The 14,985-nt window shown below is 63.0% G+C and carries 17 protein-coding genes; 16 read left to right on the top strand and 1 reads right to left on the bottom strand.

The features are described from left to right. The first annotated feature begins 135 nt into the window (after positions 1–135). The 3 genes from SC1_RS08760 (at position 136) to SC1_RS08770 (ending at position 3,684) form a co-directional block, all read left to right on the top strand. On the top strand, positions 136–2,094 hold the full coding sequence (locus tag SC1_RS08760) for an OPT family oligopeptide transporter (protein ID WP_062180197.1): 1,959 nt from the start codon (positions 136–138) through the stop codon (positions 2,092–2,094). Between the two features lie 108 nt (positions 2,095–2,202). After that, positions 2,203–2,766: an elongation factor P gene (gene efp / locus SC1_RS08765; protein WP_062180198.1), complete on the top strand. Its 564-nt coding sequence runs from the start codon at positions 2,203–2,205 to the stop codon at positions 2,764–2,766. 99 nt (positions 2,767–2,865) lie between these two features. Beyond that, positions 2,866–3,684 (top strand): inositol monophosphatase family protein, encoded by an 819-nt coding sequence (locus SC1_RS08770; RefSeq protein WP_062180199.1) that lies wholly within the window; start codon positions 2,866–2,868, stop codon positions 3,682–3,684. 114 nt (positions 3,685–3,798) lie between these two features. On the opposite strand, the gene SC1_RS08775 is transcribed toward SC1_RS08770, so the two are convergent. Next, complete coding sequence (locus SC1_RS08775) at positions 3,799–4,281, bottom strand: YbjN domain-containing protein (protein WP_062180200.1); 483 nt, start codon at positions 4,279–4,281, stop codon at positions 3,799–3,801. Positions 4,282–4,505: 224 nt separating this feature from the next. Here SC1_RS08775 and SC1_RS08780 point away from each other — a divergent pair, with 224 nt between their 5' ends. The 13 genes from SC1_RS08780 to nuoK all read left to right on the top strand — a co-directional run bounded on the left by SC1_RS08780 (position 4,506) and on the right by nuoK (position 14,984). Further along, on the top strand, positions 4,506–4,880 hold the full coding sequence (locus SC1_RS08780; RefSeq protein ID WP_062180201.1) for an NADH-quinone oxidoreductase subunit A: 375 nt from the start codon (positions 4,506–4,508) through the stop codon (positions 4,878–4,880). 29 nt (positions 4,881–4,909) lie between these two features. Beyond that, positions 4,910–5,464, top strand: a complete 555-nt coding sequence (locus SC1_RS08785; RefSeq protein WP_062183850.1) for an NADH-quinone oxidoreductase subunit B family protein — start codon at positions 4,910–4,912, stop codon at positions 5,462–5,464. Next, complete coding sequence (locus tag SC1_RS08790) at positions 5,464–6,366, top strand: NADH-quinone oxidoreductase subunit C (RefSeq protein WP_062180202.1); 903 nt, start codon at positions 5,464–5,466, stop codon at positions 6,364–6,366. Before SC1_RS08785 ends, SC1_RS08790 begins: the two co-directional genes overlap by 1 nt. Positions 6,367–6,401: 35 nt before the next feature. Continuing rightward, the gene (locus SC1_RS08795; RefSeq protein WP_193749190.1) at positions 6,402–7,619 is read left to right on the top strand and encodes an NADH-quinone oxidoreductase subunit D; all 1,218 of its coding nucleotides are present in this window, start codon (positions 6,402–6,404) and stop codon (positions 7,617–7,619) included. Next, positions 7,619–8,287, top strand: a complete 669-nt coding sequence (locus SC1_RS08800; RefSeq protein WP_062180204.1) for an NAD(P)H-dependent oxidoreductase subunit E — start codon at positions 7,619–7,621, stop codon at positions 8,285–8,287. Before SC1_RS08795 ends, SC1_RS08800 begins: the two co-directional genes overlap by 1 nt. 106 nt (positions 8,288–8,393) lie before the next feature. Beyond that, the gene (gene nuoF / locus SC1_RS08805; RefSeq protein WP_062180207.1) at positions 8,394–9,683 is read left to right on the top strand and encodes an NADH-quinone oxidoreductase subunit NuoF; all 1,290 of its coding nucleotides are present in this window, start codon (positions 8,394–8,396) and stop codon (positions 9,681–9,683) included. Beyond that, positions 9,683–10,384, top strand: a complete 702-nt coding sequence (locus SC1_RS08810; protein WP_062180211.1) for a hypothetical protein — start codon at positions 9,683–9,685, stop codon at positions 10,382–10,384. Before nuoF ends, SC1_RS08810 begins: the two co-directional genes overlap by 1 nt. Positions 10,385–10,386: 2 nt before the next feature. Continuing rightward, positions 10,387–12,399, top strand: coding sequence for an NADH-quinone oxidoreductase subunit NuoG (gene nuoG / locus SC1_RS08815; RefSeq protein WP_062180216.1), 2,013 nt, complete (start codon positions 10,387–10,389; stop codon positions 12,397–12,399). Then, entirely contained in the window at positions 12,396–12,533 is a 138-nt protein-coding gene (locus SC1_RS22150) for a hypothetical protein (protein WP_177175964.1), read from the top strand. The genes nuoG and SC1_RS22150 overlap by 4 nt, the downstream gene beginning before the upstream one ends. Continuing rightward, positions 12,530–13,573, top strand: coding sequence for an NADH-quinone oxidoreductase subunit NuoH (gene nuoH, locus SC1_RS08820; RefSeq protein ID WP_062180218.1), 1,044 nt, complete (start codon positions 12,530–12,532; stop codon positions 13,571–13,573). Before SC1_RS22150 ends, nuoH begins: the two co-directional genes overlap by 4 nt. Next, positions 13,570–14,058, top strand: a complete 489-nt coding sequence (gene nuoI, locus SC1_RS08825) for an NADH-quinone oxidoreductase subunit NuoI (RefSeq protein WP_054587889.1) — start codon at positions 13,570–13,572, stop codon at positions 14,056–14,058. The genes nuoH and nuoI overlap by 4 nt, the downstream gene beginning before the upstream one ends. 12 nt (positions 14,059–14,070) lie before the next feature. After that, positions 14,071–14,682, top strand: a complete 612-nt coding sequence (locus tag SC1_RS08830; RefSeq protein WP_039573819.1) for an NADH-quinone oxidoreductase subunit J — start codon at positions 14,071–14,073, stop codon at positions 14,680–14,682. Beyond that, positions 14,679–14,984, top strand: coding sequence for an NADH-quinone oxidoreductase subunit NuoK (gene nuoK, locus SC1_RS08835; protein WP_003051614.1), 306 nt, complete (start codon positions 14,679–14,681; stop codon positions 14,982–14,984). The genes SC1_RS08830 and nuoK overlap by 4 nt, the downstream gene beginning before the upstream one ends. Position 14,985: the final 1 nt, after the last annotated feature.

Below are 14,985 nucleotides of genomic sequence, written 5' to 3' on the forward strand. Positions count from 1 at the left end.
CCGCATATTGGACCGATACGTCAAAAGGATGTCGGTTCGTCGCTTTTGGCGTTTCGGTCCAACGGACCTCGGTTCGTGGCTTTTTGCTTGCGCTGCGGGCGGTGCCCCGCAAGACAGCGCACGGGGAGAATTTTGATGACAGACACCACCACGCCGACCTCACGCGGGCGCGAACTGACGATCCGTGCGATTCTGCTCGGCGGTCTGCTGACGTTGGCTTTCACGGCGGCGAACGTCTATCTGGGCTTGAAGGTCGGGCTGACCTTTGCGACCTCGATCCCGGCAGCGGTGATTTCGATGGCGCTGCTGCGCTATATGGCCGGGTCGACGATCCTCGAGAATAATATCGTCCAGACGATCGCGAGCGCCGCAGGGACGCTGGCGGCGATCATCTTCGTGCTGCCGGGGCTGGTGATGGTCGGTTACTGGCAGGGTTTCCCGCTGCTCGAAACGACCGCAATCACGATGCTTGGCGGCATATTGGGCGTGCTTTTCTCCGTCCCGCTGCGTCGCGCTCTCGTTGTCGATTCGGATCTTCCCTATCCCGAGGGCCGCGCCGCCGCAGAGGTGCTGCAGGTCGGGGCCGCGAGCGCCGAGGGTGCCGAGGAAAATCGCGCCGGCCTTTCGGCATTGATGTGGAACAGCCTCGTCGCTGCGGGCTTTACGCTGCTCACCCAGATGAAGCTCGCCGGCGCCGAAGTCGCGCGCTGGTTCGCCGTCGGCAGCGGCGCGACGGGGATCGCGGGCGGACTTGCCTTTGCGTTGTTCGGCGTCGGTCACCTCGTCGGCCTGTCGGTCGGCATGGCGCAGCTTGTCGGCATGGTCACCGGCTGGTGGGTGCTGCTGCCGGCGCTCACGCAAGGCGGGACGGGCGATGCCGAGACGCTGGCGAATACGGTGTTTCGCGCCGATGTGCGTTTCTTTGGCGCCGGCGTGATCGCGGTCGCCGCGATCTGGACGCTGATCAAGATCGCGGGTCCGGTCATCGGCGGTATTCGCTCGGCAATGGCCGCAAGCCGCGCACGTCAGGGCGGCCAGGCGCTTGCGATCGAAGAACAGGATATGTCGATCAACTGGGTGTTCGGCGGCTCGCTGGCGCTGATGCTGCCGATCGGCTGGCTGTTGTGGACGGTGCTTGCCGGGGGGCCGCTCGCCGGGGCGTCGTTCGCGCTGATCGCCGGGGCGATCCTGTTCATCATCATCGTGGGACTGATGATCGCGTCGGTCACCGGTTATATGGCGGGCCTGATCGGCGCGTCGAACTCGCCGGTATCGGGGATCGGCATCCTCGCGATCATCGCCTCGTCGCTTCTGCTCCTCGGCCTGCCCGGCCGCGGCGGGGGCGAGGCGGAGATCGACGCGATGGTCGCCTATGCGCTGATCGTCACCGGCCTGGTCTTTGGCATCGCGACGATTTCGAACGACAATCTTCAGGACCTCAAGACCGGCCAGCTTGTCGGCGCGACGCCGTGGAAACAGCAGGTCGCGCTGATCATCGGTGTGATCTTCGGTTCGCTCGTCGTGCCGCCGGTGCTCAATGTGCTCAACGAAACGCTCGGCTTTGTCGGGGCGCCGGGCGCCGGGCCGAACGCGCTTGCGGCACCGCAGGCGGGGCTGATCTCGTCGCTGGCGCAGGGTGTGCTCGGCGGCGACCTCAACTGGACGATGCTGGGTTATGGCGTGCTCGCGGGCGTCGGTTTCATCATCGTGGACGCGCTGCTCGGCCGCGCGGGCAAGCTGCGGCTTCCTCCGTTGGCGATCGGCATCGGCATCTACCTGCCGATGGCGGTGATCCTGCCGGTGGTGATCGGTGCGGTGGGCGGCTGGTTCTATGACCGCTGGGCGGCGAAGCGCCCGAATGCCGGCTTCGCGCACCGCATGGGCGTGCTCACCGCGACGGGCATGATCGTCGGCGAAAGCCTGTTCGGCGTGCTCTATGCGGGCATCGTCGCGGGCAGCGGCAGCGATTCGCCTCTCGCAGTCGTCGGTGACGGTTATGCGCCTTACGCGCCGTGGGTCGGCCTGATCCTCTTCGTCGGCCTGGTGTGGCTCAGCTATCGGCGGACGCGCGCGATGGTCGTCGCGACGCCCTGACACACGGCTTGCCCTTCGGCGCTGTCGCGGCTAAAGGCGCGCACCTGATAGCTGTGCCCGGTGGGGCGCGGCTTTGCTCTTTCCATCCTTGTCTAGTGAGTGTGCGCGATGAAAATCACCGGCGTTGAAATCCGTCCCGGCAATATTATCGAATATGAAAAGGGGATCTGGAAGGTCACCAAGATCCAGCACACCCAGCCGGGCAAGGGCGGCGCCTATATGCAGGTCGAGGCCAAGAATCTGATCGACGGGCGCAAGCTCAACAACCGGTTCCGCAGCGCGGATACGGTGGAAAAGATCCGCCTCGACACCAAGGATTTCCAGTTCCTCTATGCCGAGGGCGACGATCTGGTGTTCATGGACAAGGATACGTTCGAACAGATCAACATCTCGAAGGATGTCGTCGGCGAAGCGCATGAATTCCTGCAGGACGGCATGGACGTCGTGCTCGAACTTTGGGAAGAGCGCCCGATCTCTGTCGAGCTGCCCGAAACGATCGAAGCGACGATCGTCGAGGCCGATGCGGTCGTGAAGGGCCAGACGGCTTCGTCGTCGTACAAGCCCGCGATCCTCGACAATGGCGTGCGCGTGATGGTGCCGCCGCATATCACGAGCGGAACGAAGATCGTCGTGCATGTGTACGACCGCGAATATGTCCGCCGCGCGGACTAAGTGAAGTCGCCCCCGCGAAGGCGGGGGCCGCTATCAGCTTGGCGCAACGCAGCCAGCGGCCTCCGCCTTCGCGGGGGCGACGCGTTGAAGGAAATAAATATGGCCGTATCCGGCATCATCACCGTCATGGAACGCGCCGCGCGCAAGGCCGGCACGAAACTGCGCCGCGACTTTGGCGAGATCGAGCATCTGCAGGTCTCGCAGAAGGGGCCCGCCGACTTCGTGTCGAAGGCCGATCAGGCAGCCGAGCGCACGCTTTATGACGAGCTGACCCACGCGCGTCCGGGCTGGGGCTTCAAGATGGAAGAGGCCGGCGAGATCGAGGGCGAATATGGCAAGCCGCGCTTCATCATCGATCCGCTCGACGGCACGTCGAACTTCCTCCACGCGATTCCGCATTTCGCGATTTCGATCGCGGTACAGGAACCGAAGCCCGGCGGCGGCTGGGGCGACGTCACGGCGGCGCTCGTCTATCAGCCCGTCACCGACGAAAGCTATTGGGCCGAACGCGGCCGCGGCGCCTGGCTGCACGACCGCCGCCTCCGCGTCGCATCGCGCCGCCACCTGAACGAATGCCTGATTTCGACCGGCATCCCTTATATGGGCCACGGCAATATGGCGCAGTGGAGCCGCATTTTCGGTGCAGTCGCCCCTGAAGTTGCCGGCATCCGCCGCTTCGGCGCGGCCAGCCTCGACCTCGCATGGGTCGCGGCGGGCCGTTACGACGGCTTCTGGGAAAGCGACCTGGAAGTCTGGGACGTCGCCGCGGGCATGTTGCTCGTGCGCGAAGCCGGCGGCTTCGTCAGCGATTTCCGCGGCGGCGACCGCGCGATCGAGCGCAGCGAATTCATTGCCGGCAGCGCCGCAGTGCATTCGAAGCTGCAGAAGCTTGTCGCGGGCGCGCTTCGCAACGCCTGATCGGCGTTTTCTCGTCCTCTCCTTCGTCATGCCGGACTTGATCCGGCATCCCGCTTTGTGACGTTAAGAAGCGGGACCCCGGATCAAGTCCGGGGTGACGAGTGATTGTTCAGATCACTTCTCGAAAACATACTCGCGGAAGCTGTCCATCAGCGACGCCCACGTGTTGAACGTCTCACCTACATTCTCGCGCGGTATGCCCGCGAAATCGAGGTCGACGTCCATTTCTAGCACCGGATCGCCCTCATCGTCCTTGTACGCGCGGGCGAAACGCTTGTCCTTGTTCCACTGGTTGAGCCGGTCGAGCGAGACGCCCTTCGCGTCGCTGAACCCCATATAATATTGCAGCGTCTTGCACTTTTTGCCTTCGTCGCAGTTCATGAACAGGACGAGGAATTTGAGGCCGTTGCGATTGCTCTCGAGATAGGGATCGTCGCCGGCCTTGCTGACCAGCGTCGCGGGCCAGCCTTGCGACTCGAGAATTGCCTTGATCGTCGCGGGATTCGTTGCGTTGATCAGTTCGGCGTGCGCCGGAGTCGCCGAAAAAAGCGCGGCGGCGCCCAAAGCCGTGATGGCGCGAACGGTGATTGGTCCCATGGATGCTCCCTTTGTCCAAGTTGCGCCTGAAAAGCGCGGCAGTGCGACCCTTTTCCGGTTGCGTATCACAGCGATAGGTCCGCTCGCCAGCGCACAATATGCTTTTGGTCACACAGGATACGAAAATCCTGCCCGCAGCGCTTGCGACACGCGGCATCGTGGCCTAAAGCGCCCCCGATAAACGGGTGCAAAGACACCCCAAAACAACTGAACTGCGAGCTCCCATGGTCGATCTGACGCAATATTTGCCGATTCTGATCTTTCTGGTCGTCGCCGTTGGCCTGTCCTCCGCCTTCGTGTTCTTACCGATGGGCGTCGCGCGGCTGACCGGGGCGCACAAGCCGGACCCGGCGAAACTGACCGAATATGAATGCGGCTTCCCGGCGTTCGAGGACGCGCGCAGCCAGTTCGACGTGCGCTTTTACCTCGTCGCTATTCTCTTCATCATCTTTGACCTCGAAGCGGCCTTCCTCTTTCCCTGGGCGGTCAGCCTGAAGGAAATCGGCTGGGCGGGTTGGGCCACGATGATGATTTTCCTCGCCGAACTCACGCTCGGCCTTGTGTACGCGTGGAAAAAAGGCGCGTTGGATTGGGAATGAGCACTTCCAGTATCATCATGCCCGGCCAGATGCCGGTCGCCCCGGGTGCGAACCCGGAAATGTTCCCGGTGGCGCCGGGGACCAGCCCCGACGCGGGCTTTTTCGACGACCTCAACAGCGAAGTCGGCGACAAGGGCTTTCTCGTCACCTCGACCGAGGATCTGTTCAACTGGGCGCGCACCGGCTCGCTATGGTGGATGACCTTTGGCCTCGCTTGCTGCGCGGTCGAGATGATTCATGTCAACATGCCGCGATATGACATGGAGCGTTTCGGCGCCGCGCCGCGCGCATCGCCGCGTCAGTCCGACGTGATGATCGTGGCGGGCACGCTCTGCAACAAGATGGCGCCTGCGCTGCGCCGGGTTTACGACCAGATGTCGAACCCGAAATATGTCATCTCGATGGGCAGCTGCGCCAATGGCGGCGGCTATTATCACTACAGCTATTCGGTGGTGCGCGGTTGCGACCGCATCGTGCCCGTGGACATCTATGTCCCCGGCTGCCCGCCGACCGCCGAAGCCCTGCTTTACGGCGTGATGCAGTTGCAGCGGAAGATCCGCCGCACCGGGACGATCGAACGCTGATGGCCCATCCTGCTCCCCTCGTGGCGCCGCAGCCGGCGCTGGCCGACGCGCTGAAAAAACTGCTCGGTGCCGATTTGCTCGCGCATGTCTTCACCGTTGACGAGGACAGCATCACTGTGACGCGCGAAGCCGTCGCCGGGGTGATGGTCGAACTGCGCGACAAGCTTGAATATCAGCAGCTGATGGAAATCGCCGGGGTCGATTATCCCGACCGCGCCGAGCGGTTCGAGGTCGTCTATCACCTGCTCAGCGTCACGAAGAACCACCGTTTGCGCGTCCGCGTGTCGACCGACGAGGCTACTCCGGTGCCGACGATCGTGCCCGTGTGGCCGAATGCAGGCTGGCTCGAGCGCGAAGTGTTCGACATGTACGGCGTGCTGTTCGCGGGCAATCCCGACCTGCGCCGTATCCTGACCGACTATGGTTTCCAGGGGCATCCGCAGCGCAAGGATTTTCCGCTGACCGGCTATATCGAGCTGCGGTACAGCGAAGAAGACAAGCGCGTCGTGTACGAGCCGGTGAAGCTGGCGCAGGATTTCCGCAATTTCGACTTCCTGTCCCCATGGGAAGGCGCCGACTATGTGCTGCCCGGCGATGAAAAGGCCGGCGGCACGGGCGAAGCGCCGGGCAAGGGCGCGCCGACTCCGCTGACCGCGGCTGAAGTCAAAAAGGCCGACGACGCGGCAAAGGCGCCGCCGCCGCCGACCCCGAAGACCACTGAAAAGCCCGAGCAGACCGGGGCAGGGGCGAAGACCAACATCAAGGCCGCGAAGACGAGCCGCGACGGCGCCAGCGCGAAGCCGGCGACCAAGGCCGCCAAAACGCCGGCGACCGCGAAGGCGGAAAAGGCTCCGGCCAAGCCGCGCGCGCCGCGCAAGCCCAAAACAGGAGGTGACGCATGACCGACTCTCCTCAGGTCAAGCACCACGGCAGCGACATGTTCGAAGGCTATCCGGTCGACACCGCCGATACCGCAGGCGATCAGGCCGTTACCAATTACACGATCAACTTCGGCCCGCAGCATCCCGCGGCGCACGGCGTTTTGCGCATGGTGATGGAACTCGACGGCGAAATCATCGAGCGCGTCGACCCGCATGTCGGTTTGCTTCATCGCGGCACCGAAAAGCTGATCGAATATAAGACCTATTTGCAGGCGCTGCCCTATTTCGACCGGCTCGACTATTGCTCGCCGCTCGGCATGGAGCACTCATATGTGCTCGCGATCGAAAAGCTGCTCGACCTCGAAGTTCCGGCGCGCGCGCAATATCTGCGCACGCTGTTCGCCGAGCTGACGCGCATCTGCAATCATATGCTCAACATCGGGTCGCACGTCATGGACGTCGGCGCGATGACCCCGAACCTGTGGGTGTTCGAGCTGCGCGAGGATTGCCTGAACTTCTTTGAACGTGCCTCGGGCGCGCGCATGCACTCGGCTTATTTCCGTCCGGGCGGCGTCCATCAGGACGTGCCCGAACGCCTGCTCTACGACATCGGCGAATGGGTCGAAAAGCGTCTGCCGAAGCTGTTTGGCGACGCGATGAGCCTAGTCATCGACAACCGCATCTTCAAACAGCGCAACGTCGACATTGCGACGGTGAGCAAGGAAGATGCGCTGGCGTGGGGCTTCTCCGGCCCGATGATCCGCGGCAGCGGCATCGCGTGGGATTTGCGCAAGTCGCAGCCTTATGACGCCTATGCGGCGATGGAATTCGACATTCCCGTCGGCACGCGCGGCGATTGCTACGATCGCTTCATGGTGCGCGTCGAGGAAGTCTATCAGTCGGCAAAGATCATCAAGCAGTGCCTGCGCGACATGCCCACGGGGCCGATCGCCAGCCTGGACCGCAAGGTCGTGCCGCCGAAGCGCGGCGAGATGAAGCAGTCGATGGAATCGCTGATCCATCACTTCAAGCTCTACACCGAGGGCTTCCACGTCCCGGCGGGCGAAGTCTATGTGGCGACCGAAAGCCCCAAGGGCGAATTCGGCGTCTATCTGGTCAGCGACGGCACCAACAAGCCGTATCGCTGCAAGATTCGTCCGACGGCGTTCAGCCACCTGCAGGCGATGGACATGATGTCGAAAGGCCACATGCTCGCCGATACCACCGCAATTATCGGCGCCATTGACGTCGTTTTCGGAGAGTGTGACCGCTAATGGCCGACGCACCGCAAATTCCAGATGAAGCTGAAACCCGCGCGCGCTGGGGCGCTTTTGCGTGGACGAAGGAAAATGCCGAGAAGGCGAAGCAGGTCATCGCGCGCTATCCCGCGGGGCGTCAGCGCTCGGCGGTGATGCCGCTGCTCGACCTCGCGCAGCGACAGGTCGGTGCAGAGACGCAGACGCAGGGCTGGCTGCCCGTGCCGGTGATCGAATATGTCGCCGCCGCGCTCGATATGCCCTTCATCCGCGCCTATGAGGTCGCGACCTTCTACACCATGTATAATCTCGTCCCCGTCGGCCGCTATCATGTGCAGGTTTGCGGCACGACGCCGTGCCTGCTGCGCGGGTCGGACGATGTGATGGCCGCGTGCAAGAATCGCGGCATGGTGAAGGGCAAGACGACGCCCGACGGCCTGTTCACGCTGACCGAGGTCGAGTGCATGGGCACCTGCACCAACGCGCCGATGGTCCAGATCAACGACGATAATTACGAAGATCTCGATTACGACAGCACGGTCCGCCTGCTCGACGATCTGGCCGCGGGCAAGTCGCCCAAGGCGGGAACGCAGAATCCGAAGCGTCACACGAGCGAGCCCGAAGGCGGCCCGACGACGCTGAAGGAAATGGTCAAGGCCAACCATGACTATCGGAAGGACTGGTAATGGCGGTCTGGATCGCACTGGGCGCCGTCTTCATGGGGATCGCCACCATGTTTATCTCCATTTATGCCGCGCGTAAGGCCGGCAAAGGGAAGGGTGAGTAGACGCCATGCTTGCCGACAAGGATCGCATCTTCACCAATCTCTACGGCTTCCAGCCGTGGAACCTCAAATCCGCGCAAGCGCGTGGCGATTGGGATAATACCAAGGATCTGATGAAGCGCGGCCAGGACGCGATCATCGAAGAGATCAAGGCGTCGGGCCTGCGCGGCCGCGGCGGCGCGGGCTTCCCAACGGGGCTCAAATGGTCCTTCATGCCGAAGGAACCGCGCGCCGACCGCCCGAGCTTCCTCGTCATCAACGCCGACGAATCCGAACCGGGTTCGTGCAAGGACCGCGAAATCATCCGCCACGATCCGCACAAGCTGATCGAAGGCGCGCTGATCGCGGGCTTCGCGATGCGCGCGCGCGCTGCGTATATCTATATTCGCGGCGAATTCATCCGCGAGGCCGAGACGTTGTTCGCGGCGGTGCAGGAGGCGTATGACGCCGGCCTGCTCGGCAAGAACGCCGCGAAATCGGGCTATGACTTCGACGTCTTCGTCCACCGCGGCGCCGGCGCGTATATCTGCGGCGAAGAAACCGCGATGATCGAAAGCCTCGAAGGCAAAAAGGGCCAGCCCCGCCTGAAACCGCCGTTCCCGGCGGGTGCGGGCCTCTATGGCTGCCCGACGACGGTGAACAATGTCGAGAGCATCGCGGTCGTCCCGACGATCCTCCGCCGCGGCGCGCCGTGGTTCGCGAGCTTCGGGCGCGAGAATAACAAGGGCACCAAGCTCTTCCAGATCTCGGGCCATGTCGAGCGCCCGTGCGTCGTCGAGGAAGAGATGGGCATCACCTTCCGCGAACTGATCGACAAGCATTGCGGCGGCATCCGTGGTGGCTGGGATAATCTGCTTGCGGTGATCCCCGGCGGTTCGTCGGTTCCGCTCGTCCCCGCGGCCGAGATCATGGACGCGCCGATGGACTTCGACGGGCTGAAAGCCGTCGGATCGGGCCTCGGCACCGCCGCCGCGATCGTGATGGACAAGTCGACTGACGTCGTTCAGGCGATCAGCCGCATCAGCTATTTCTACAAGCATGAAAGCTGCGGCCAGTGCACGCCCTGCCGCGAAGGCACCGGCTGGATGTGGCGCGTGATGGAGCGGCTGCGCACCGGCGACGCCGACATCAGCGAGATCGATACGCTGTACGACGTCACCAAGCAGGTCGAAGGCCACACCATCTGCGCGCTCGGCGATGCCGCGGCGTGGCCGATCCAGGGCCTGATCAAGCACTTCCGCCCCGAAATCGAACGCCGCATCCGCGAGAATGGCGGCGCGCTGGAGGCAGCCGAATAATGCGCCGATCGGCCATTCTGTTTGCTGTTCTGTCGGGCGCGCTCCTGCTTGCCCCGGCGACGCATGCGCAACGGGTCGGCAGCCGTCTCGGGCCTGCGCCTGCGCAGATTCCGGAAGGGCCGGGCGCCAGCAAGGAAGATCGCGCGCGCGTCGCGATGTACCGCTATGCTGAGTGCGCCGTGGACAATTCGCGGACGCGCGTCGAACTCTATCTCGACACCTTTCCGGGATCGAAGGCTGCCCACAAGGCGGCAAGCAGCCTCTCAACCGACGAGTGTCTTTCGTCCGGACAAATGACCTTCAATGAATCACTGTTCCGTAGCGGCGTCTATGACGTTTTGTACCTGAAGAAATTCCGGAAGGATGGTCCTGTCGATTTCGCAGCGGTTCCTGCCATCGATTATGCAGCGGGCAGCGATGCCGAAGCCTATGGCGATCCGCAGCCGCGCGTCGCGCTTCGGCAGATAGCCGATTGCACGGTTCGCAAGGCGCCGCAGGAGTCGCGGAAGCTCATTCTGAGCATGGTGGCGAGCAATGCTGAAGGCGCGGCCTTTGCCCAGATCGTTCCGACGGTCGGTGGCTGCGTATTGGAAGGATTCAAATTGACCTTTTCCAAATCCGTCCTTCGCGGCGTGATCGGAGAAGCGCTTTATCGGCTATCGGTCGGCGAGAGCCAGCCGACGGTGGCAGCTAAGGACTGAAGATGCCTAAAGTAACTGTAGATGGCGTAGAACTCGACGTCCCGCAGGGCGCAACCGTTCTGCAGGCGTGTGAGATGGCGGGGAAGGAAATTCCGCGCTTTTGCTACCATGAACGCCTGTCGATCGCTGGTAATTGCCGCATGTGCCTGGTCGAAGTCGCGCCCGGCCCGCCGAAGCCGCAGGCGTCGTGCGCGCTGCCCACTGCCGAGGGGCAGGTGATCAAGACCGACAGCCCGATGGTGAAGAAGGCGCGCGAGGGGGTGATGGAATTCCTCCTCATCAACCATCCGCTCGATTGCCCGATCTGCGATCAGGGCGGCGAATGCGATTTGCAGGACCAGTCGGTCGCTTATGGTCGCGGCGCGACGCGCTATGACGAGAATAAGCGCGCGGTGACCGAGAAATATATGGGTCCGATCGTCAAGACGGTGATGACCCGCTGCATCCAGTGCACGCGCTGCGTCCGCTTTGCGGAGGAAGTCGCGGGCGTGGAAGATGTCGGCGCGATCTATCGCGGCGAGAATATGCAGATCACGTCTTACCTTGAGCGCGCCGTCGGCAGCGAATTGTCGGGCAATATCGTCGATCTCTGCCCGGTCGGTGCGCTGACCAGCAAGCCCTATGCGTTCGAAGCGCGTCCGTGGGAACTGACCAAGACGCTCGGCATCGACATGATGGACGCCGTCGGCACCAATGTTCGCATCGATGCGCGTGGCCGTCAGGTCCTGCGCGTGCTGCCGCGCGTCAACGATGACGTGAACGAGGAATGGGCGAACGACAAGACGCGGCACCATGTCGATGGCTTGACGCGTCGCCGTCTCGACCGGCCTTATGTTCGCAAGGACGGCCAGCTTGTCGAGGCGAGCTGGGCCGAGGCTTTCGAAGCGATCAAGGCGGTGAATGCAGGGTCTTCGGTCGCGGCTGTGGCGGGCGATCTCGCCGATTGCGAAACGATGTTCGCGGCCAAGTCGCTGGTGAATGCGCTGGGCGGCACGCTGCTCGAAGGGCGTCAGACCGGGCTCGACTATGACGTCACCAGCCTGTCGGCGGTCAATTTCAACACCGGCATTGCCGAGGCCGAAAACGCCGACGTCATTCTGCTCGTCGGCACGAACCTGCGCTGGGAAGCGCCGCTGATCAACACGCGCATCCGCAAGGCGGTGTGGAAGAAGGGCGCGAAGGTTTTCGCCATCGGCCCCGAAACCGACCTGACCTACAAGACGCAGTGGCTCGGCGACGACGCTTCGATCGTGGCAAAGCTGCCCGCCGCGGTGCTCGATGCGCTCAAGGGCGCCGAGCGGCCGATGCTGATCTTTGGCGGCGGCGCGCTGTCGGTGCCCGGCGTTCATGGCGCGGGCCTCGCGCTCGCCAAGTCGGTGAATGCGGTCAAGGACGGCTGGAACGGCTATAATGTCGTCCATTTCTCGGCCGCGCGCATGGGCTCGCTGATGCTGGGCTATGGTTTGCCGGGCGGCATCAAGGATGTCATCGCGGCCAAGCCGAAGCTCGCTTTCTTCCTTGGCGCCGACGAAGTCGATTTTGCGGCGCTGCCGGACACGTTCAAAGTCTATGTCGGCCACCATGGCGACAAGGGCGCACATGCCGCCGATGTCATCCTGCCCGCCGCGGCTTGGACCGAAAAGGACTTCACCACGGTCAACACCGAGGGCCGGGTTCAGCGCAGCGAAAAGGCGGTGTTCGCACCAGGCGACGCGCGCGAAGACTGGAGCATCTTCCGGGCGCTCGCCGACGCGCTTGGCGTGTCGGTCGGTTTCGACAGCTTTGCGCAGTGCCGCGCGGCGATGATCGCGGCGGTGCCCGCGCTCGGCGTCGAGGGTCTTGCCGATTATGGCTGGTCGGTGCCGAAGCTGGCTGCAAAGCCCGAGGCGCGCGCGATCCCGTCGCCGATCAAGGATTTCTACCTCACCAACGCCATCTGCCGCGCGTCACCGACGATGCAGCGCTGTTCGGAAGAGCTGGTTCATGGCGTCGATTTTGCGGAGGCCGCGGAATGACCCCGGTACATGCGATAGCCAGCGTGTTGCTGGTCGGGATGGGCTATTCGGTCTGGCGCGGGTTCAATCCGCGCAAGTCGGAGAAGCCCGGGCCGCATAATGGTTGGAAAAACCAGGACGGGGCCAAGAAATGACCGAGACCTTCATCTCCTGGGGCATGGACGCCGATTGGGCATGGGGCGTCGCGACGATTTGCGGCATCCTGCTCATCGCGCTGCCGCTGATGCTCAGCGTCGCGATGATCATTTATGCCGACCGCAAGATCTGGGCGGCGATTGCGCTGCGCCGTGGTCCGAACGTCGTTGGCCCCTTCGGCCTGCTGCAAAGCTTCGCCGACGGTCTGAAAGTGTTCCTGCAGGAAACGATCATTCCGACCTCGGCGAACCGCGGTCTGTTCCTGATCGCGCCGATCATCACCTTCACCGTCGCCTTGATGGCGTGGGCGGTGATCCCGTTCAATTCGGGCGCGGTGCTCGCCGACATCAACGTCGGATTGCTCTACATCCTCGCGATCTCGTCGCTGGGCGTCTATGGCGTGATCCTGTCGGGTTGGGCGTCGAACTCGAAATATCCCTTCTTCTCGGCGATGCGCGCCTCGGCGCAGATGATCAGCTATGAAGTCTCGATCGGGTTCATCCTGATCGGCGTCGTGCTTTTCGCCGACAGCTTCAACATGAACGAGATCGTCAAGGCGCAGCAGGGCCACGGCCTGGGCATCGTCAACGCCTTCGGTTTCAACCTGCTGCTCTTCCCGCTTGCGGTCATGTTCCTGATTTCGTCGCTCGCCGAAACCGCGCGCGCGCCGTTCGATCTGACCGAAGCCGAAAGCGAGCTCGTCGCGGGTTACCAGACCGAATATTCGTCGATGAGCTTCGCGCTCTTCTGGCTCGGCGAATATGCCAACGTCCTGTTGATGTGCACGCTCAACGCGGTGCTGTTCTGGGGCGGCTGGCTGCCCCCGATCGACTGGGCACCGCTCTATGCCGTTCCCGGCATCATCTGGCTGTTCGCGAAGATCCTGTTCTTCTTCTTCGTCTTCAGCTGGGTCAAGGCGACCGTCCCGCGTTATCGCTATGACCAGCTGATGCGGCTGGGTTGGAAAGTGTTCCTGCCGATCTCGCTTCTCTGGATCTTCCTGATCTCCGGCTATCTGATGCTGACGAGGTACTCATGAGTTACGTTGCCCATCTCGTCAAAAGCTTCACTTTGTGGGAGTTCGTGAAGGCGCACGCCCTCACGCTGAAATATTTCTTCAAGCCGAAGGCGACGATCAACTATCCGTTCGAAAAGAACCCGCTGAGCCCGCGTTTCCGCGGCGAGCATGCGCTGCGCCGCTATCCGAACGGTGAGGAACGCTGCATCGCGTGCAAGCTGTGCGAAGCGGTGTGTCCGGCGCAGGCGATCACGATCGAGGCCGAGCCCCGCGACGACGGTTCGCGCCGCACGACGCGCTACGACATCGATATGACCAAATGCATCTATTGCGGCTTCTGTCAGGAAGCATGCCCTGTCGATGCGGTGGTCGAAGGGCCGAACTTCGAATTCGCGACCGAAACGCGCGAAGAACTGCTCTATGACAAGGCCAAACTGCTCGCCAATGGCGACAAATGGGAACGCGCGATCGCGGCGAATCTTGCCGCCGACGCGCCCTATCGGTAAGGGCGCGCGCACATGATCCAACTCTTCGCCTTCTATCTGTTCGCGACCATCGTCATCGCCTCTGCGGCCATGGTGATCTTCGCGCGTAACCCGGTCCACAGCGTCATGTGGCTGATCCTCGCTTTCTTCAACGCGGCGGGGCTGATGCTGCTCGCGGGCGCCGAATTCATCGCGATGCTGCTTGTCATCGTCTATGTCGGCGCGGTCGCGGTGCTGTTCCTGTTCGTCGTGATGATGCTCGACATCGATTTCGCCGAGTTGCGCGCGGGTTTCGTTCGTTATCTGCCGCTGGGCGCGCTCGTCGCGATCATCCTGGCCGCTGAACTGGTGTTCGCGGTCGGCGCCTGGAGCGCCGGCGGTGTCGATCTTGCGGCGCGCGCCGCGCCGGTCGTCAGCGACAAGAGCAATATCCAACAGATCGGTGAGCTTCTCTACACGCGCTACATCTTCCTGTTCGAGGCGGCGGGTATCGTCCTCCTCGTCGCGATGATCGGCGCGATCGTGCTGACGCATCGCCAGCGTGGCGGGGTGCGTACGCAGAATATCTCGAAGCAGAACCAGCGCCGTCCGCAGGATGCGACGCGGCTGGTCGATCCGGGCGTCGGGCAGGGGATGGAACTGTGATTTCGGTCGGCCACTATCTCGCCGTTTCGGCGGTGCTTTTCACGCTCGGCGTGCTCGGCATCTTCATCAACCGCAAGAATATCATCGTCATCCTGATGGCGATCGAGCTCATCCTGCTGGCAGTGAACATCAACCTCGTCGCGTTCAGCGCGGCGCTGGGCGATCTTGTCGGGCAGGTCTTCTCGATGTTCGTGCTGACCGTCGCTGCGGGTGAAGCCGCCATCGGTCTTGCCATTCTCGTTATTTACTTCCGCGGCCGCGGCACCATTGCCGTCGACGATGCCAACCGGATGAAGGGGTAAA

The sequence above is a fragment of the Sphingopyxis sp. C-1 genome, from assembly GCF_001047015.1.
Lineage (GTDB): Bacteria > Pseudomonadota > Alphaproteobacteria > Sphingomonadales > Sphingomonadaceae > Sphingopyxis.